An 18,678-nucleotide genomic window follows, 5' to 3' on the forward strand; every position below is an offset into this window, starting at 1 on the left:
TGGTCAATATATGATTCAATTTCGAATCCGAACCATCTGAAGGGCGCAGACATGCCGCATTCGTCAACTGTGAGCGTTGAACTAAGGGGCGATGTCGCATGGATCACCATTGACAATCCGCCTGTGAATGCGACCTCGGTCGGCGTTCGTCAGGGGCTGGTCGATGCCGTTGCCGCAGTCAAAGGCGCACGGGTTGCAGTGCTGCGATGCGCTGGCAGAACCTTTGTCGCAGGTGGCGACATGTCCGAGTTCGACAGGCCGCCCGTCGAGCCACATCTGCCCGATGTCATTCAGATGATTGAAGACAGCGAGGTTCCGTTCATCGCCTGCATGCATGGCAATGTTCTGGGCGGTGGGTTTGAGATTGCGATGGCCTGCGCGTGGCGCATTGCGGCACCCGGCACGGGCTTCGGACTGCCCGAGGTCAATGTCGGGCTGATCCCCGGCGCGGGCGGCACGCAGCGTCTGCCGCGCCTTGTGGGGATGGACCTGGCGATTGACCTGGCCTGTTCGGGCAAGATCCTGAAAGCCGAGGTTATGCAACAGCACGGTGCCATCGATCTGGTGGCAGATCCTTTGGAAGATGCAGTTGATCGCTTTGTCTCTGATTTGCCAGAACGCCCCGTACCCGTCAGCCAGCGCCCTGTTGCTGATTTTGCGCCTGACCTAATCGAGGCCTTGCGCAGTAAATTGGAGAAGCGCGCCAAGGGGCAGCAATCACCAATGGAAAACCTGACCGCACTAGGCTGGGCGACAGAACCATTTTCTGTGGGGCAACCGAAAGAACGCGCGCTTCATATGGCGCTGCGACAAAGCGCGGAAAGTCGCGCCTTACGCCACGCATTCTTTGCTGAACGCGCCGTCTCGAAACCCGCCATGATCAAGGGTGTCGAGGCACGCGAAATTCATCGCATTGCGGTTGTCGGCGGCGGTTTGATGGGAGCTGGGATCGCAACTGCCGCGCTGAGCAGTGGATTATCCGTTACGTTGATTGAGCGGGATACCGAGGCTGCAAAGGCCGCTCATGAGCGGGTTAACCGTCTGTTGAACGGTGCTGTCAAACGCGGAAAGATGACCGAGGCTCAATTCCGGAACGCCCTGTCCCGGTTTCGCGCCGTTGACAGCTATGCTGAGGCGGCCGACGCGCAACTGGCAATTGAGGCTGTGTTCGAGGATATCAGGGTCAAACAAAAGGTCTTTGCCGAATTGGCGCAGCACATGAGCGCCGAAGCCATTCTGGCCACCAACACCTCGTATCTCGACCCGGTTGAAATTTTTGCAGGTATCGAAAATCCGGCGCGTTGCATCGGGTTGCATTTCTTCAGCCCGGCTCATGTGATGAAACTGCTCGAAATTGTGCATACACCTCAAACGGCACCAGAGGTTGTCGCCACAGGGTTCGCGCTGGGTAAAAAGCTGCGCAAGATTTCCGTGCTGTCAGGCATTTGCGACGGGTTCATCGGCAACCGTATGCTGGCAGCCTATCGCCGCGCAGCCGACTATCTGCTAGCGGATGGCGCCCTGCCCTATCAGGTGGATGAGGCGATGCGTGGGTTCGGAATGCCCATGGGCCCATATGAGCTGCAGGATCTGACCGGTCTACAGATCGCGTGGGCCAATCGAAAACGCAATGCCGCAACGCGCGATCCGAACGAACGCTATGTGACCATCGCCGATCAACTCTGCGAGATGGAGCGGCTTGGCCAGCGCTCGGGAAAAGGTTGGTATCGATACGATGCCGGGGATCGCAAACCGATCCGCGACCCCGAAGTAGAGACACTGATCGAAGCATACTCTGCCGCCGAAGGCATTACCCGGCGTAGCTATAGCGCTCAGGATATTTCTTCGCGTCTTCTGGCCGTGTTGGCGAATGAGGGCGAGCGGATCATTGAAGAAGGCATCGCCGAAAACGCCGAGGCCGTCGATATGGTTCAAATCCACGGCTATGGCTTCCCGCGCTGGCGCGGAGGACCCATGAACTATCGCAATGAAATCGGAAGCCGCACGTCAGCGGCGACCATGCGGGTTGTGGCGGAAGAAAGCCCCGCGTCTTGGGTCTTAGCGACCGAAGCAAAACGCCAATAACATGTTGATAGTTACAAAAGTAACCATTAGCGCATTCTGAATGCATGTTTCAAAGGGAGGCACTGAACATGAAACTCACCAAGTTAAGCACCTTGCTGGCATCGGCCGCTTTGGCCGTTTCAGGCACCGTGGCACTGGCCGCAGATTATACGCTGACGATTTCCAGCTGGGCGCCGCCGACCCACGGCATCAACGCCAAGATGTGGCCAAAATTCGTTGAGATGGTTGAAGAAGCGACAGACGGCCAGGTCACAGCGGAACTGAAGCTGGGCATTGCGCCCCCACCCGCCCAGATGGACCTGATCATGGACGGGGCGGCGGATGCGTCGATCATCTTCCACGGCTATCAGCCCGGTCGCTTTGTCACCACCAAAATGATCGAACTGCCCGGCTATGAGGGCTCAGCCGAGGCCGCATCGGTTGCCTATTGGCGCGCCTATGACAAGCACCTGAAAGCCGCAGACGAACATCGCGGCGTAAAAGTGATTGCCCTGCACACCCACGGACCGGCGCAGCTGCATTCCAGCAACCCAGTTACCTCGCTGGACGAGGTTTCGGGCCTTAAGGTTCGCATCCCAGGCGGTGTTGGCGGCGATGTCGGTGCAGCACTTGGCGCAACCGGCATCCAGGTGCCAGCCCCGAAAGTGTACGAGACACTGGCATCCAAAGCGGCCGATGGCGTTGTGATGCCGTTTGAATCTCGCAAAGGCTTTAAGCTGACCGAAGTCGCGCAGAACGTCTATGAAGTTCCTGGCGGTCTGTACCGTGGATCCTTCGCGTTCATCATGAATGAAGACACATTTGCTGATCTGCCTGCTGAGCTGCAGCAAGCGCTGGAAGAGCAGGTATTTGGTGAACCGCTGAGCCGCGAAATCGGTAAAATCTGGGATGAGATTGATGCCATCGGGCGCGAAGCCACCGAGGGCACCGACGGCAACGCGATCAACACCGCATCTGCCGAAGACCTGGAAAAGTTCAACGCGATTGCTGTCGATGTCCGCGCCAAGGTCATTGACGAAGTCAATGGTGCAGGTGTCGACGCACAAGCCGCGTATGACATGATCGTCAACGAAATGGCGTCGCAGTAACCAAGCCTGGCTGGCGGGAACGAACCGCCAGCCACCCTCAGCCTGCGGGAACTATACATGCAATCCTTTGTGACCTTCGCGCGTCGCGTCAGCGTCGCCCCGACGATACTTGCCTGTCTGGCGCTATTCGTGCTGATGGTGATGACGTTCTTCGACGTCTTGTTGCGATCAATCTTCAATGCACCGATTGAGGCGGCAACCGAACTAACGCGCATTCTGATGGCCATCCTCGTTTTTTCGGTCCTGCCAATGGTGTCCGCAGGAAAGGGCCAGATTGCCGTTGATCTGACCGACGGGCTGTTTTCACGATTCCGGCTTAGCCGCGCCAGGGATGCGATTGTCTATCTGATCTCGGGCATCATGCTGTTCTGGCCGATTCAGCGAGTCTGGATCCTTGCCGAACGGGCACGGGACTATGGAGATGTGACCGAGTACCTGTCGATCCCCGTTTTCTACATCGGCTGGTTTATCGCTGCATCCACTGCGGTCACTGCCGTTGCAATGATCACAACCGGGTTGCTGTACATCTTCGCGCCCCAAGTTCTGACGGAGAACCAGCAATGACTGCTGCGCTGATCGGTTTTGGCCTTGTTCTTGTTCTCGTGCTTCTGCGCCTGCCCATCGTGTTCGCGATGGGCTTGGTCGGAACGTTGGGCTTTGCATATGAGCGTGGTGGCAGCATCCTGTCCGAACGCGGTTTGAAAGCGGCCATGTCGATGGTCGGTCGTCAGATCACCGACACAGCACAGGATTACGGCCTGTCAGTTATCCCACTTTTTATCCTGATGGGACTGTTCGTGAACAAAGGCGGTCTGGCGCGTGAGCTCTACGCCGTATCAAATGCGTTTCTTGGCCATTTCAAAGGTGGGATCGCAATGGCTACGGTCGCGGCCTGTGGTGGGTTTTCCGCGATCTGCGGGTCGTCTTTGGCAACGGCCGCGACGATGTCCAAGGTCGCCATGCCGGAAATGCGCCGCTATCGCTATTCAGATGAGCTGTCGACTGCCTCAATCGCGGCAGGCGGCACGCTGGGTATCCTGATCCCGCCCTCTGTGATCCTTGTGATCTACGGTTTGTTGACCGAAACATCTATCGGCAAACTGTTCGTCGCCGGGATCATCCCAGGTGTATTGGGCATCCTTTTATACCTGTTTGCAGTCCGCTGGACCGTCTGGCGCAAGCCAGAGTCGGGACCGGCCGGTGAAAAGCATGGCTGGGGGGAGCGATTGAATGCCCTGCGCTCGGTCTGGGCTGTGTTACTGCTGTTCTTTCTGGTCATTGGCGGCCTCTATGGTGCCTTTGATTTTCACCCACTGAACCTGACATTCAGCCCGACCGAGGCCGCAGGTATGGGGGCCATGGGCGCCTTTCTGATTGCCCTGTCGCGTGGCGGGCTGAGCCTGAGTTCCACCTTCGAGGTTTTGAAAGAAACTACGTTTACCGCCGCAGCACTGTTCTCGGTCCTGATCGGGGCGCAGATATTTTCAAACTTCATCAACCTTGCCGGTTTGCCTGAAGCGCTGATCGGCTTGGTCTCCGCATATGATGTAGAACCTTTTGTGGTGATCCTGATGATCCTAGGCATCTACATCATATTGGGCTGCGTGTTTGAATCGCTATCAATGCTCCTGCTGACCGTGCCTATCTTTTTCCCGCTGGTGACATCGCTGGGCTATGATCCAATCTGGTTCGGCATCGTGGTTGTCGTCGTGACAGAGATCAGCCTGATCACACCGCCAGTTGGCCTGAACGTGTTCATTCTGAAAGGCGTGGTTGGGGATGTCTCGACCGGAACGATTTTCAAAGGCGTAACGCCTTTCTGGATCGCCGATATCTTCCGTCTGGCCCTGATCGTTCTGGTGCCATGGCTTGTGCTGGTCCTGCCTGAACATATGGGGGCGATGGGTCACTGATGTTTTCCCTGACCGCGCTTCCAGACGGGTTTCACGAGAACCCCTATCCAACCTATGCCGCATTGCGCGAGGATATGCCGGTTTGCCCTCAACCCGACGGCTCAATGATCCTGTCGCGGTACGAGGATCTGGATCTGGTCTATCGGGATACAACGCGGTTCATCTCGGACAAAAAAGCGGTGTTTGGCCCCAAATACGGGGTCGACAGTCCCTTATACGAACACCACACCACCAGTCTGGTGTTCAATGATCCGCCCCTGCATACCCGTGTCCGCAAGGTGATGGTTGGGGCAATGAATCCGCGCGCTTTGGCGCAGATGGAACCGGGTTTGATCCACCTGGTCGATGCTCTACTGGATCAGATGCAGGCAAAAGGCCGTGTGGAGTTGATCGAGGATTTTGCCGGGGCAATCCCAATTGAAATCATCGGCAACTTGCTGGGCATTCCCCGATCCGAACGCGGACCCTTGCGGGATTGGTCTCTGGCCATTCTTGGTGCCTTGGAACCGCAATTGACGCCTGAGCAGGAAGACTGGGGCAACCGCGCTGTCACTGAGTTCAAAGAGTTTCTGCGCCAAATCGTTGACGACCGAAGACGCAATCCCGGCAACCTGGACACGGATGTTCTGACCCGGTTGATACAGGACGACGCGGATGGCGGTCTGACCGCGGTTGAGCTGTATCAGAACTGCATTTTCATCCTGAACGCCGGGCACGAAACCACGACAAACCTGATCGGCAACGCGCTGGAGCTGCTGCACCGACACCCGGATAAACGGTCCGAGTTGCTGACCTCCCCCGACCTCATCACCTCGGCTGTGGATGAATTCCTGCGACTGGAAAGCCCAAACCAGTTTGGCAACCGCCTGACGACCGAAGAGGTCACGTTTCATGGTCACACCATTCCTGCGGGGACTGATATTCATCTATGCATAGGGGCCGCCAACCGGGACCCTAGGCAGTTTGACCAGCCTGATGACGTGCAGCTGGACCGCAGGCCCAATAAACATCATGGGTTTGCCGGTGGTCCACATACCTGCGTCGGCCTGACACTCGCCCGGATGGAAGGCAAGATCGCGGTCAGCCGGTTTCTGAACCGTTTTCCAAACTATCAGATCACAGACGGCGCAATACGCGGCGGGCGTATCCGTTTTCGCGGCTTCGCCCAATTACCGGCAGAGGTTTGAAATGACCAGAACAACAAATAGGCAGCCGTTAAACATTGACCGACCATACGGTTAATAATATGCTTGTCTTCATCGCGCGCAAGCCCGCGCAGATCATCTCAGGACTGAGGAGTGGCTCATGACAATCCAGCAGATTTCAAGTTTCGCAGCGGGCGAATGGATTGCCCCGGGCGACGGGGCCCGCACTATTGCCAGCGCCGTAACGGGCGAGGTGATCGCAACCGCTGGCAACAACAGCTTGGATGTGCAGGGCATGCTGGACTATGCCCGAAAAGTTGGCGGGCCTGCGCTGCGTAAGCTGACCTTTCACGAACGCGCCAAGATGCTCAAGGCGCTGTCTCTGCATCTGGGGCAGCATAAGCAGGCCATGTATGACCTGTCGTTTAATACGGGCGCCACGCAATCAGATCACCTGATCGATATCGATGGCGGGATCGGCACCATGTTCGTTTTCGCATCAAAGGGCCGCCGCGAGATGCCGGACGGACATGTATATCTGGACGGTGACGTCGAGCAGCTATCGCGCAACGGCACGTTTCTGGGCCAGCACATCTGCACCCCACTGCAAGGCGTGGCGGTCCACATCAATGCGTTCAACTTTCCGGTTTGGGGCATGCTGGAAAAGCTCGCCCCGACTCTGCTTGCTGGTGTTCCAGCGATCGTCAAACCGGCGACAAACTCCTGCTATGTCACTGAACTGTGCGTGCGGCTGATCCTGGACTCGGGCATTCTGCCAGCCGGGGCACTGCAGCTTGTTTCAGGCGGTATGGGGGATATGCTGGATCGTCTGACCTTACAGGATGTGGTCAGTTTTACTGGTTCGGCAGACACGGCATTAAAACTGCGCTCCAACCCTGTCATTCTTGGGAATTCGGTACGGTTTGTTGCTGAACAAGACAGCCTGAATTGTTCGGTTCTGGGCCCCGATGCAGAACCGGGAACGCTGGAATTTGATCTGTTCATCAAAGAAGTTCAGCGGGAGATGACAACAAAGGCGGGTCAGAAATGTACTGCAATCCGCCGGATCATCGCGCCTGAACCACAGGTCCAGGCGGTGATCGAAGCCCTTTCCGCACGCCTGTCCAAAACGGTCATCGGGGACCCGAAACTTGAAACCACGCGCATGGGAGCGCTGGTCTCGAATGGTCAAAAACGGGATGTGCTGGAAAAAGCCGCGGTCATTGGGCAAGAAGCCGAGCGTGTGTTTGGCGATCCGAATGACTTTGCCCTTGACGGTGCAGATGCCGAAAAAGGGGCATTCCTGCCGCCGATGCTGTTCCATTGCGCCAATCCGGATGCGGCAACGCGCGTCCATGACACCGAGGCCTTCGGCCCGGTCAGCACCATAATGGGATACCGCGATACCGATCACGCGATTGAGCTGGCGAATAAGGGACAGGGCTCTTTGGTTGCGTCGGTCATCACGCATGACACGGATGTCGCTTGCAAATTCGCCATGGGCGCCGGGGCCTATCACGGGCGGCTTTACTTCAACAACCGCGACTCGATGAAAGAATCTACCGGCCATGGTTCCCCTCTGCCCCATATGGTGCATGGAGGTCCCGGCCGCGCGGGTGGTGGCGAGGAAATGGGCGGCGTGCGGGGCGTGAAACACTATATGCAGCGCACGGCCATTCAAGGGTCTCCGGACATCCTGGCCGCGATCGGGTCCAAATGGGTTCCGGGCGCAACCGAAATCAAAGGACCCGCCCACCCCTTCACCCGACGCTATAACGATCTTGAAATCGGCGAGACACTCCACACTGCGCCGCGCGTTGTAACGATGGATGATATCGAACATTTCGCCGAATTCACGGGCGATACGTTCTATGCGCACATGGATCAGGCCGCGGCGGAGAGGAACCCGTTCTTCCCTGGTCGCGTCGCGCACGGATACCTGCTGTTGTCCTTCGCCGCCGGGTTGTTTGTCGAACCGAACGAGGGCCCTGTCCTGGCCAATACCGGTCTTGACGGGTTGCGCTTTATGAAGCCGGTTGTGCCGGGGGACACCATCAAGGTGCGCTTGACCGTCAAGTCAAAGACGAAACGCAATGATCAGTATGGCGAGGTTCGCTGGCACGTCACGCTGACTCAGCAGGATGATGAACTTGTCGCTGAATACGAGCTGCTGACCATGGTGGCCTACTAAAGGCTTCGGGCCGGATGGCAATTCAGCCCGGCCCGCCTATACTGCGGTCATGAAAGACGCGCCCAACGACTGGTTTGACTCCTGTATCGGTCGACTGACATCCACCGACTCCCTGCGGGTGTGGTCGGTTTTGGTGACAATTTTTGGCGATCTTGCGCAAAACAGATCGGACCAGATCAGCGGCTCACTTATTACGGCGTTGACGGGTCGCGTTGGCATCAAGGCTGAGGCAACAAGGGTTGCCTTGCATCGGTTGCGCAAAGACGGGTGGATCGAAAGCACCCGCATCGGGCGCGCAAGCACCCATCACCTCACGGACTATGGGCGCAATCAAAGCGCTGCAGCCGCACCGCGCATTTATGGGCGTGAAGTCAGTATGCCGGATATCTGGCACGTGCTGATTGCAAACAACTCCGACACATCCCGAAAAGAACTGGCTGACCTATTGCTGACCGGCGACTACGTGTCACTCAATCCGGCAACAGCTATGGCTTCGGGACCTATGCCGGATGGTCTGGAGGAATTGCTGGGCTATGAGACCAGCGCCATTTCTGTTCCTGACTGGTTGCAAGACCTGTTCGGGCCGCAGCCGTTGAAAACAGCATATGCTGATTTCTTAGAATCTGTTCATATCGTCGATGGCCTTCTACCTAGAACCGGTGTGGACGATCCGATGGAAACCGCGATGTTACGCGTCCTCGTCGTACACAATTGGCGCCGCATCGTACTGCGCCACCCGGTGTTTCCATCAGATTTCCTTCCCTTCGATTGGAAAGGGTCAGAATGCCGAGCGGCCGTTTCTGACCTTCTGGACCGGTTGCCCCGGCCAAAGCTCTCTGCGTTGGAAGCTGAATTGAGCAGCTAAGCTGGATCACGGCCAACCGTGCCAAGCATCGGTGGTGATGATTCGATATGTTACCGATATGTCCGAAATCGATATTTTTTGGTAACATGATACTTGCCTCGAATCGGTAGAAACCCTATAAACCGACCATACGGTCTATGAATAACGTGAACACCTAGGAGACCTCACGGATGGATGCATTCATTTGCGATGCGACGCGCACTCCGATCGGGCGGTATGGAGGTGCGTTGTCCTCGATCCGCACGGATGATCTGGCGGCCATTCCGCTGGCTGCTTTGAAAGAGCGGAACCTGCAAGTGGACTGGCCCAGCGTGGATGACGTCATCTATGGGGATGCCAATCAGGCTGGTGAAAGCAACCGGAACGTAGCGCGGATGGCTGCCTTGTTGGCCGGATTGCCGGTCGAGGTGCCAGGAACCACATTGAACCGTCTGTGCGCCAGCGGGATGGATGCGGTTGGGATGGTGGCTCGCGGGATCAAGGCAGGAGACTATGACCTGGCAATCGCGGGCGGGGTCGAAAGCATGTCCCGCGCGCCTTTTGTGATGCCCAAAGCGACATCCGCGTTTACGCGCAGCAATGCGGTTTATGACACAACGATTGGCTGGCGCTTTGTAAATCCAAAGATGAAGCAAGCCTATGGCATTGATTCAATGCCGCAAACCGCTGACAACGTGGCGGAAGACTACGGTATCAGCCGCGCAGATCAGGACAGTTTCGCCGCGCGCAGTCAGGCCCGGTGGGCCGCCGCACACAAAGCAGGTCTGTTCGCGGATGAGATCACCCCGGTCTCGGTTCCACAGCGCAAAGGCGATCCGGTTGTGATCGATACCGATGAGCACCCACGCCCGGGCACAACGGCAGAAAAACTGTCGGGCCTTAAAGGGGTGAATGCACCAGACAATACAGTAACGGCGGGCAATGCATCGGGCGTCAACGACGGCGCCGCAGCCATATTGATGGCGAATGAGGGAGCGGCCGCAAAGAACGGCCTCACCCCAATCGCGCGCGTCGTGGGCATGTCTGTTGCCGGGGTTGAACCGCGCATCATGGGGATTGGCCCAGTACCGGCCAGTCGCAAGGTGCTGGCCCGGGCCGGGCTAACCATCGAACAGATGGATGTGATAGAGTTGAACGAGGCCTTTGCCTCCCAGGGATTGGCGTCGCTCAGAGAGTTGGGCCTGCCCGACGACGCAGCGCATGTGAACCCAAATGGAGGCGCAATTGCCTTGGGTCACCCGCTTGGCATGTCTGGCGCGCGATTGGTGCTAACGGCTGCGTATCAACTGCGCCGGACAGGCGGTCGTTACGCGCTATGCACTATGTGCGTGGGCGTCGGACAGGGTGCCGCTTTGATTTTGGAACGGGTTTGACGGGCAGATCACAGAACGAACCGTGCTGATCGGTTCAAGTCTGGGTCAACCTGAACGGAGGACACAAGATGTACGCACAAATGGTTAAATCCGAGGCCACAAATGATGACCCCGAAAAGCTTGCCGAATTTCAGGCAAAAATCGACGCGGACATCAAGATCGAGCCGAAGGATTGGATGCCGCAAGGCTATCGCAAAACTCTGATCCGCCAGATTGGTCAGCACGCCCACTCTGAGATTGTTGGACAACTGCCCGAAGGCAACTGGATCACCCGAGCGCCGACGCTGGAACGCAAGGCGATCCTGCTGGCTAAGGTGCAGGACGAGGCCGGGCACGGGCTGTACCTGTATTGCGCGGCAGAAACACTGGGCGTCAGCCGGGACGAGTTGACCGAAATGCTGCTGGACGGCCGCATGAAATACTCATCGATCTTCAACTATCCCACGCTGAACTGGGCCGATATCGGCGCGGTTGGTTGGTTAGTCGATGGTGCCGCGATCATGAACCAGGTGCCGTTGCAGCGCACGTCTTACGGGCCGTATTCGCGCGCCATGATCCGCATCTGCAAGGAAGAAAGCTTTCACCAGCGTCAGGGATACGACGCCATTCGCAAGATGGCTGAAGGCACGCCCGAGCAGAAGAAGATGGCACAGGATGCCCTGAACCGGTTCTGGTACCCATCGCTGATGATGTTCGGGCCATCGGATAAGGACTCGGTTCATTCGACCCAATCGATGGCCTGGAAGATCAAGATGAACACAAATGACGAGCTGCGTCAGAAATTCGTCGACCAGACCGTGCCGCAGGCCGAATTCCTGGGCCTGACCGTCCCCGACCCGGACCTGAAATGGAACGAAGAACGCGGCCACTACGATTTCTCGGAACCCGACTGGTCCGAGTTCTTTGACGTCATCAAAGGCAACGGCCCTTGCAACACCGACCGTCTGGCCGCCCGCAATAAGGCCTGGGACGACGGGCAATGGGTGCGGGACGGCCTGCTGGCGCACGCAAAGAAGAAACGCGCCGGTCAAGTGGCCGCTGAATAAGCCTGACCTGAGGAGGAAACCCGATGAAAAACGAATGGCCCCTTTGGGAAGTCTTTATCCGCGGTCAACACGGGATGAGCCATCGCCATGTCGGCTCGCTGCACGCGGCTGACGCGGAAATGGCAATCAAGAACGCACGCGATGTCTATACGCGCCGCAACGAGGGCGTGTCGATCTGGGTGGTCGAGGCGAACAACATTGCGGCCTCATCCCCCAGTGACAAAGGCCCGCTATATGAGCCCAGCGAAAGCAAGGTTTACCGTCACCCGACATTCTTCGACATTCCCGATGAAGTGGGGGCGATGTAATGAGTCGCGACGAAGCCTTCCTGCAGTTTCTGCTCAGAATGGGTGACAATACACTCATCCTGGGTCATCGCGTCAGCGAATGGTGCGGTCATGCACCCGTGCTGGAAGAAGATATCGCGCTGGCCAATACCGCGTTGGACCTGATCGGCCAAACCCAGATGTGGCTGGGCCTTGCTGGCGAAATCGATGGCAATAAGAGCGCTGATGACATGGCTTTTCTGCGTGATGCTTGGGATTTCCGCAATGTTCTTATGGTCGAGGTTCCGAATGAAGATTTCGGCCGGACCCTGATGCGCCAATTCCTGTTCGATTCGTGGCATTCGATCATGCTGGGGCGCCTGATTAAGTCTTCAGACGACCGTGTTGCGGCCATCGCTGCGAAGGCCAGCAAAGAGGTCGCTTATCACCTGGAACGCTCAAGCGACACGGTTGTTGGATTGGGCGACGGAACAACCGAAAGTCATGACCGGATGCAGGCGGCGCTGGACTATCTGTGGCCCTATGTGGGTGAGATGTTCGCCAGCGATGAGGTGGATGCCGAGATGGTGGCAGCAGGTATCGCGCCCAATCCCGCTGATCTGCGCGCCGAGTATGACACATTGGTCCAGCGGGTTTTGGCAGATGCGACGCTGACCATCCCCGACAGCGCATTTGCGCATAAGGGCGGACGCAACGGGCAGATGCATACGGAACATCTGGGGCATCTGCTGACTCAGATGCAATGGCTGCAACGCGCCTATCCCGGCGCTAGCTGGTAGGCCCACATGGAACGGGTGCCAACGGACCAGATTTGGGAATGGCTGGATGCTGTTCCTGACCCCGAAATCCCTGTGATTTCAGTGGTCGATCTTGGGATCGTGCGCGATGTGCACTGGGATGCGGGCACACTGACTGTGACGGTTACCCCAACCTATTCCGGTTGCCCTGCGACCTCAGTCATCAGCATGGACATCGAAACGGCGCTGCGGGATCAGGGGATCAAGGATCTGAAGATCGAAACCACCATCGCGCCCGCCTGGACCACGGATTGGCTCAGCGACAAAGGCCGCGCCCGGCTGGAAGAATACGGGATCGCCCCGCCGCAACCGGCAGGCGGCCCCGAGCGTTGCCCACACTGCGGCAGCAAGGCAGTTGAAAAAGTCAGCCAGTTTGGCTCGACCCCGTGCAAGGCGCATTGGCGTTGTACCGACTGTCTGGAACCCTTCGACTATTTCAAGTGCATCTGAGGAGAAGCACCGGATGGCACGTTTCCACGATCTGAAAGTTACCGATATCCACAAAACGATCCGCGATGCGGTGGTTGTGACGCTCGAACCTATGAATGGTGCAACGGAAGAATTCGACTTTATCGCCGGTCAGTACCTGACATTCCGGCGCGATTTTGAGGGCGAAGAACTGCGCCGGTCTTATTCGATCTGTGCAGGCAAAGACGATGGCGTTCTGCAGGTTGGCATCAAACGTGTTGATGGCGGCGCGTTCTCAGGCTGGGCCAACGCTGAGCTGAGTGTCGGTGACATTGTGCAGGCCATGCCGCCCATGGGCAGCTTCCACGCTCCGATCAATGAAAATGCTGAAAAGCATTATCTCGGCTTTGCGGGTGGTTCTGGCGTGACACCGGTTCTGTCGATCCTCAAAACCACCCTCGCCCGTGAACCTCAATCGCGGTTCACGCTGATCTATGCCAACAAAGGCATCAACACGATCATGTTCCGCGAGGAGTTGGAGGACCTCAAGAACCTCTATATGGGCCGTTTGAATGTGATTCATATTCTGGAAACGGATTCTCAGGAAATCGACCTGTTCACCGGGTTGGTCACGCAGGAAAAATGCGCGGACCTTTTCAAGCACTGGGTCGACATCGAAAACGTCGATACGGCGTTCATCTGCGGGCCGGAACCGATGATGCTGGGCATTGCCGCCGCCCTGCGCGACCACGGGCTGGATGAAAGCCAGATCAAGTTCGAGTTGTTCGCCAGCGCGCAGCCCGGTCGCGCAAAGCGCAAGGCAAGAGCGGCGGATGCCAGCCGGACGGACAATCAGACCAGTGCGTCCATTACATTAGACGGCTCGACCCAGACTCTGACCATTCCCAAGGACATGTCCGTGCTTGATGCCGCCCTGGAAAACGCGATGGACGCCCCTTACGCCTGCAAGGCCGGCGTGTGTTCAACCTGTCGCTGCAAGGTGCTGGAAGGCGAGGTTGAGATGCTCGCCAACCACGCGCTTGAGGATTACGAGGTTGCGAAGGGCTACGTGCTCAGCTGTCAGGCCTATCCGCTGACAGACCGCGTGGTCGTGGATTACGATCAGTAGCGAGGAACCCGATATGAACGACGCCATGACCCTCGACACCTATCTTGCCTCGGGCGGTGTGCTGACCAACCCGTCAAACGTTCCGCCACGCTATCGCGCGGAGCTGTTGAAACTGATGGCAACATTTGTCGACAGTGAGCTGGCAGGGGCAGCAGGTTTTGCAGATGTGATCAACCTTGGACCGGGTATCAAGGAACGCATCGCCGCCTCAAAGATCGTGCTTGAAAAAACGGATCATGCAGATCGCGTTTTGAACATCATGGGCGAGTTTGGCGTCGATACGGACCGTTATGCCAATCATCACCCCTGGACAGCGCGGCTGAACCGGGATGCTGATATCGGGGCCACCCGGTCCGAACATGACATGCGTCTGGCCGTGTTCAACTATCCGTTTTCGGGCTGGTCGGACGCGGTGATCATGAACCTGCTCATGAGCGGTGCTGTGGCCGAACAACTGGCCGAATATTCAACAATTTCATATCAGCCGCTGGCCGAAGCTTTCCGCGCAATTGCTCCAATCGAGGCGCATCATGGTGAATTGGCGAAGGAGGGGGCGATCAAACTGATCGAACTGGGCGAAGCTGAGCCTATGCAAACTTCAGTCACCTACTGGTGGCCCCGCGTTGCTGGCTCATTCGGTGGTGACGATGATAAGCGGTTCGAGCTTTTGAAATTACTTGGGCTGCGGCGGACCACAAACGCTTCATTGCGCGACCGTTGGCACAAGACGACGGCTGAGACCCTGAAAACGCTGGGATTGTCGGCGCCTTCCTAGAAGCGTGGGGTTGGCTTCAGGTCTCAACACCGTCCAGATCCATGGCCGAGCGCGGCTTGGCCTGCGGGTCCTTGTCCAGAACATGATGCATGCGCTCTATGACATCAAAGAATGTTGCCAATTCGTCGGGGCTGGCGACCGCCAGCAAACGGTCTTCGATCTCTCGGGCGGCGGGCAATATCTCGGCGAGAGCTTGGTGCCCTGCATCGGTCAGCGAAATCGAAACAAGCCGCGCATCCGTATCACCCCGCACCTTTGTGACAAGCCCGTCCGCCTCGAGTTTGGAAACCGCGCGACTGACCCGTGGCTTTTCAAGGTTCACATAGGTTCGGATATCGCGGACCGATGCAGTTACACAGCGCTGAAGATGCACCAACACCCGCCATTCTGCAGCAACCAGCCCATGTGTCCGGTCATATTCGACCGACAAGCGGCGGCTGACCCGCTCGGACAATATCGCTAGCCGGTATGGCAAGAAGGAAGACAGGTTAAATTCGTCAGACATATAGGCAATATCCAAGGTCGTTGCATCTAGAACGATATTGACTTTTGCCTCATTTGCAAAGACAAACAGCTCGTTGCAGATGAAACAAACTGTCGCTTCGCATGCAAACGGGCGGCCGTATCAGGGAGAAGCCGATCATGGCCAAAGCATTCGCAAGCCAAGGGGATATGTCTGAAAAGAATATCTCATTCACCGAGATCGGCGAAGGGCTTTACGCATTCACCGCCGAGGGCGATCCGAACTCGGGCGTGATCATTGGTGACGATAGTGTCATGATCATTGAGGCTCAGGCCACCCCGCGCCTTGCACAAAAGGTGATCGACTGCGTGCGCGGCGTGACCGACAAGCCAATCTCTCATGTGGTTCTGACCCATTATCATGCTGTGCGTGTGTTGGGGGCCTCAGCCTTTGGCGCAGATCAGATCATCATGTCCGATACGGCGCGCGCCATGGTGGTGGAGCGCGGACAGGAAGACTGGGACAGCGAGTTTCAGCGTTTTCCGCGCCTGTTTGAAGGGCATGAAAGCATCCCCGGTTTGACCTGGCCCACAACAACCTTCGACGATCAGATGACCGTCTATCTGGGCAATCGTAAGGTTGTGATCAAGCAGATCGGGCGCGCGCATACGGCGGGTGACAGCGTCATCTGGGTTCCCGATAGCCAGACGATGTTCACCGGTGATATCGTCGAATATCATTCAGCCTGCTACTGCGGTGATGGCCATTTCGAAGATTGGGGCGCAACGCTGGATGCAGTCAAGTCTTACGATCCGCAAAGCATTGCCCCCGGACGTGGGGATGCGCTTGTCGGGCGTCAGATGGTCGACGCAGCCTTGGCCAATACGCGCGACTTTGTGGATAGCACCTATAATGCGGTGAAACCTATTGCCGCCAAGGGCGGCTCCCTCAAAGATGCATGGGACGCGGTCCGCGCAGAATGCGATCCCAAGTTCAAAGACTACGCCATCTATGAACACTGCCTGCCCTTCAATGTGGCACGCGCCTATGACGAGGCCCGCGGCATCGACACACCCCGGATCTGGACCGCTCAGCGCGATTTGGACATGTGGGAGGCCCTGCAGGGGTAAACCGCCATGGTTACAGCACGATATCAAACGGCATTTCAGCTTTATCCTTATGAAAGGGTCCCCGATCAGGATGCAACCAGACCCAGCCGCCATCCGGTTGTTATCGTGGGTGGTGGTCCCGTTGGAATGGCGCTTGCACTGGATCTTGGTAAGAAAGGCGTTGGGTGCCTTGTGCTGGATGACCATGACGGCGTGGGCATGGGTAGCCGCGCGATTTGCTTTTCCAAACGAACACTGGAAATTTGCGACCGTCTAGGCTGCGGGGAACCCATGGTCGAGAAAGGCGTGGTCTGGAATCTGGGCCGGGTCTACCGTGACACGGAAGAGATATACTCGTTCAACCTGCTGCCAGAGGAAGGCCACAAACGCCCGGCCTTCATCAACCTGCAACAACCCTATTTCGAGCAATTCATCGTCGAGGAAATTCGCCGCCAGCAAGCTTTGGGCGCGCCGATTGAGATTCGCGGACAGAACCAACTTACAGCGCTGACACAAAACCAAGATCACGTCCTTTTGGACGTCGATACGCCGGATGGACCCTATCAAGTCGAAGCCGACTACCTTGTAGCCTGTGACGGCGCGAGCTCGCCCACGCGCGAGATGCTTGGGCTTGGTTTCGAAGGCCGCGTGTTCGAAGACAACTTCCTGATCGCGGATATCAAGATGAAGGCGGATTTCCCGGTCGAGCGTCGGTTCTGGTTCGATCCGCCGTTCAATCGTGGTGAAACTGCCCTGATGCACAAGCAGCCTGATAATGTCTGGAGACTTGATTTCCAGCTTGGATGGGACATTGATCGCAAGGCCGAACTGGACCCTGATAAGGTCGCCACCCGAGTATCAGCGATGATTGGGGAAGACGTAGAGTTCGAGCCGGTCTGGTCATCAATCTACACGTTCCGCTGCTGCACGATGAAAGAGTATCGCCATGGTCGGATATTCTTTGCAGGCGACAGCGCGCATCAGGTCAGCCCTTTTGGTGCCCGAGGCTGCAATGGCGGCATTCAGGATATCGACAATCTTGGGTGGAAACTGGCCGCAGTGATCCAAGGCCATGCGCCAGATGTGCTGCTCGACAGCTACCATTCTGAACGCAAGCATGGCGCTATGGAGAACATCAAAAACTCCAGCCGCAGCGCTGATTTTCTGACGCCTCGGAACCCTGCACACGCGCTGTTCCGCGATGCGGTGCTTGATCTGGTCACCGATTTTGATTTCGCGCGCCCTTTGGTGAATTCGGGTCGCCTGTCGGTGCCCTGCACCTATGATCTTTCGCCGCTAAATAGTGACGACGGGATGCCCGATGGGCCAGCTTGCACACGACCCGGCAGTCCACTACCTGATGCGCCTTTGGAAAACGGGTATCTGCTGGATCGTCTCAACGCTGGTGCATTCTCGATTCTCGCCCTGAATTGCGATCTGCCTAAACAGCTAGAAGTGGCTGAACAGTCGCTGGATTGTCTTACCCTTCAGAACGTCACAGGCCATTTGGCTGAACGCTATTTGGGCGAGGCTCAATCAGCCGTTTTGTTGATCCGCCCCGATCAGCATGTTGCCGGTCGTTGGCCACGGTTTGATCCAATTGCCCTTGAAGCAGCTATGCACAAAGCCTTGGGGAGGGGCTAAGCTATGTCACACCTGATCTTGACCCCGAACTTCGACAATGGCGACGATTTCTATGAGGCGCTGCTGAATGCCCATGACGGGCTAAACGAGGCTGACGTCCACGCACTGAACGCCCGATTGATCCTGATTCTGGCCAATCACATTGGCGATCAGTCGACACTGGAGGCTGCATTGCTTGCGGCCCAAAAAGCTACTAGTAGATAGGTGCTCAGACGCAAACTGCGCAATGTCCGGACGCACAGAAAGGCGCTTTGCTTGAAAGATCATCCTGCACCGGGAAGCAAACCACCCATTGGATGGTTTGCTTGATACGTTTCAATAGATCCACGGCTATTGCATTGCGCACAGCCTGTCGACTTT

Annotated in this window: 18 protein-coding genes; 17 read left to right on the forward strand and 1 reads right to left on the reverse strand. The window is 57.1% G+C overall.

Annotated elements, in window-relative coordinates:
- The first annotated feature begins 51 nt into the window (after window positions 1-51).
- The 14 genes from ACR0DH_RS13540 (at window position 52) to ACR0DH_RS13605 (ending at window position 15,102) form a co-directional block, all read left to right on the forward strand.
- Window positions 52-2,085, forward strand: a complete 2,034-nt coding sequence (locus ACR0DH_RS13540) for an FAD-dependent oxidoreductase (RefSeq protein WP_480549831.1) — start codon at window positions 52-54, stop codon at window positions 2,083-2,085.
- A gap of 68 nt (window positions 2,086-2,153) precedes the next feature.
- Window positions 2,154-3,173, forward strand: a complete 1,020-nt coding sequence (locus tag ACR0DH_RS13545; RefSeq protein ID WP_480549833.1) for a TRAP transporter substrate-binding protein — start codon at window positions 2,154-2,156, stop codon at window positions 3,171-3,173.
- Between the two features lie 57 nt (window positions 3,174-3,230).
- On the forward strand, window positions 3,231-3,737 hold the full coding sequence (locus ACR0DH_RS13550) for a TRAP transporter small permease (protein ID WP_480549835.1): 507 nt from the start codon (window positions 3,231-3,233) through the stop codon (window positions 3,735-3,737).
- Window positions 3,734-5,086: a TRAP transporter large permease gene (locus ACR0DH_RS13555; protein ID WP_480549837.1), complete on the forward strand. Its 1,353-nt coding sequence runs from the start codon at window positions 3,734-3,736 to the stop codon at window positions 5,084-5,086. The genes ACR0DH_RS13550 and ACR0DH_RS13555 overlap by 4 nt, the downstream gene beginning before the upstream one ends.
- Window positions 5,086-6,273, forward strand: a complete 1,188-nt coding sequence (locus tag ACR0DH_RS13560) for a cytochrome P450 (protein WP_480549839.1) — start codon at window positions 5,086-5,088, stop codon at window positions 6,271-6,273. The genes ACR0DH_RS13555 and ACR0DH_RS13560 overlap by 1 nt, the downstream gene beginning before the upstream one ends.
- A gap of 118 nt (window positions 6,274-6,391) precedes the next feature.
- Window positions 6,392-8,422, forward strand: a complete 2,031-nt coding sequence (gene paaZ / locus ACR0DH_RS13565; protein ID WP_480549841.1) for a phenylacetic acid degradation bifunctional protein PaaZ — start codon at window positions 6,392-6,394, stop codon at window positions 8,420-8,422.
- 49 nt (window positions 8,423-8,471) lie between these two features.
- Entirely contained in the window at window positions 8,472-9,287 is an 816-nt protein-coding gene (locus ACR0DH_RS13570; RefSeq protein ID WP_480549843.1) for a PaaX family transcriptional regulator C-terminal domain-containing protein, read from the forward strand.
- Between the two features lie 170 nt (window positions 9,288-9,457).
- Complete coding sequence (gene pcaF, locus ACR0DH_RS13575; RefSeq protein ID WP_480549845.1) at window positions 9,458-10,660, forward strand: 3-oxoadipyl-CoA thiolase; 1,203 nt, start codon at window positions 9,458-9,460, stop codon at window positions 10,658-10,660.
- Between the two features lie 68 nt (window positions 10,661-10,728).
- Complete coding sequence (gene paaA, locus ACR0DH_RS13580) at window positions 10,729-11,706, forward strand: 1,2-phenylacetyl-CoA epoxidase subunit PaaA (protein WP_480544530.1); 978 nt, start codon at window positions 10,729-10,731, stop codon at window positions 11,704-11,706.
- A gap of 23 nt (window positions 11,707-11,729) precedes the next feature.
- Window positions 11,730-12,014 carry a 1,2-phenylacetyl-CoA epoxidase subunit PaaB gene (paaB, locus tag ACR0DH_RS13585; protein ID WP_480544528.1) on the forward strand — a complete coding sequence of 95 codons (285 nt, stop codon included), beginning with the start codon at window positions 11,730-11,732 and terminating at the stop codon, window positions 12,012-12,014.
- The gene (gene paaC / locus ACR0DH_RS13590) at window positions 12,014-12,772 is read left to right on the forward strand and encodes a 1,2-phenylacetyl-CoA epoxidase subunit PaaC (protein ID WP_480544527.1); all 759 of its coding nucleotides are present in this window, start codon (window positions 12,014-12,016) and stop codon (window positions 12,770-12,772) included. The genes paaB and paaC overlap by 1 nt, the downstream gene beginning before the upstream one ends.
- 6 nt (window positions 12,773-12,778) lie before the next feature.
- Window positions 12,779-13,240, forward strand: coding sequence for a 1,2-phenylacetyl-CoA epoxidase subunit PaaD (gene paaD, locus ACR0DH_RS13595; RefSeq protein ID WP_480544525.1), 462 nt, complete (start codon window positions 12,779-12,781; stop codon window positions 13,238-13,240).
- 13 nt (window positions 13,241-13,253) lie between these two features.
- Complete coding sequence (locus ACR0DH_RS13600) at window positions 13,254-14,327, forward strand: 2Fe-2S iron-sulfur cluster-binding protein (RefSeq protein WP_480549847.1); 1,074 nt, start codon at window positions 13,254-13,256, stop codon at window positions 14,325-14,327.
- A gap of 13 nt (window positions 14,328-14,340) precedes the next feature.
- Window positions 14,341-15,102: a Phenylacetic acid catabolic protein gene (locus tag ACR0DH_RS13605; protein ID WP_480549849.1), complete on the forward strand. Its 762-nt coding sequence runs from the start codon at window positions 14,341-14,343 to the stop codon at window positions 15,100-15,102.
- 16 nt (window positions 15,103-15,118) lie between these two features.
- Here the strand turns inward: ACR0DH_RS13605 and ACR0DH_RS13610 are convergent, their stop codons facing one another.
- The gene (locus ACR0DH_RS13610; protein ID WP_480549851.1) at window positions 15,119-15,607 is read right to left on the reverse strand and encodes a MarR family winged helix-turn-helix transcriptional regulator; all 489 of its coding nucleotides are present in this window, start codon (window positions 15,605-15,607) and stop codon (window positions 15,119-15,121) included.
- A gap of 137 nt (window positions 15,608-15,744) precedes the next feature.
- Between ACR0DH_RS13610 and ACR0DH_RS13615 the strand changes: the two genes are divergently transcribed.
- The 3 genes from ACR0DH_RS13615 to ACR0DH_RS13625 are packed head-to-tail and all read left to right on the forward strand — an operon-like array spanning window position 15,745 to window position 18,522.
- Window positions 15,745-16,695 (forward strand): MBL fold metallo-hydrolase, encoded by a 951-nt coding sequence (locus ACR0DH_RS13615; protein ID WP_480549853.1) that lies wholly within the window; start codon window positions 15,745-15,747, stop codon window positions 16,693-16,695.
- 6 nt (window positions 16,696-16,701) lie between these two features.
- Window positions 16,702-18,318: an FAD-dependent oxidoreductase gene (locus ACR0DH_RS13620; protein ID WP_480549855.1), complete on the forward strand. Its 1,617-nt coding sequence runs from the start codon at window positions 16,702-16,704 to the stop codon at window positions 18,316-18,318.
- Window positions 18,319-18,321: 3 nt separating this feature from the next.
- The gene (locus tag ACR0DH_RS13625; protein ID WP_170535501.1) at window positions 18,322-18,522 is read left to right on the forward strand and encodes a DUF2783 domain-containing protein; all 201 of its coding nucleotides are present in this window, start codon (window positions 18,322-18,324) and stop codon (window positions 18,520-18,522) included.
- Window positions 18,523-18,678 lie beyond the last annotated feature (156 nt).

Source organism: Ruegeria sp. I1, assembly GCF_056532675.1.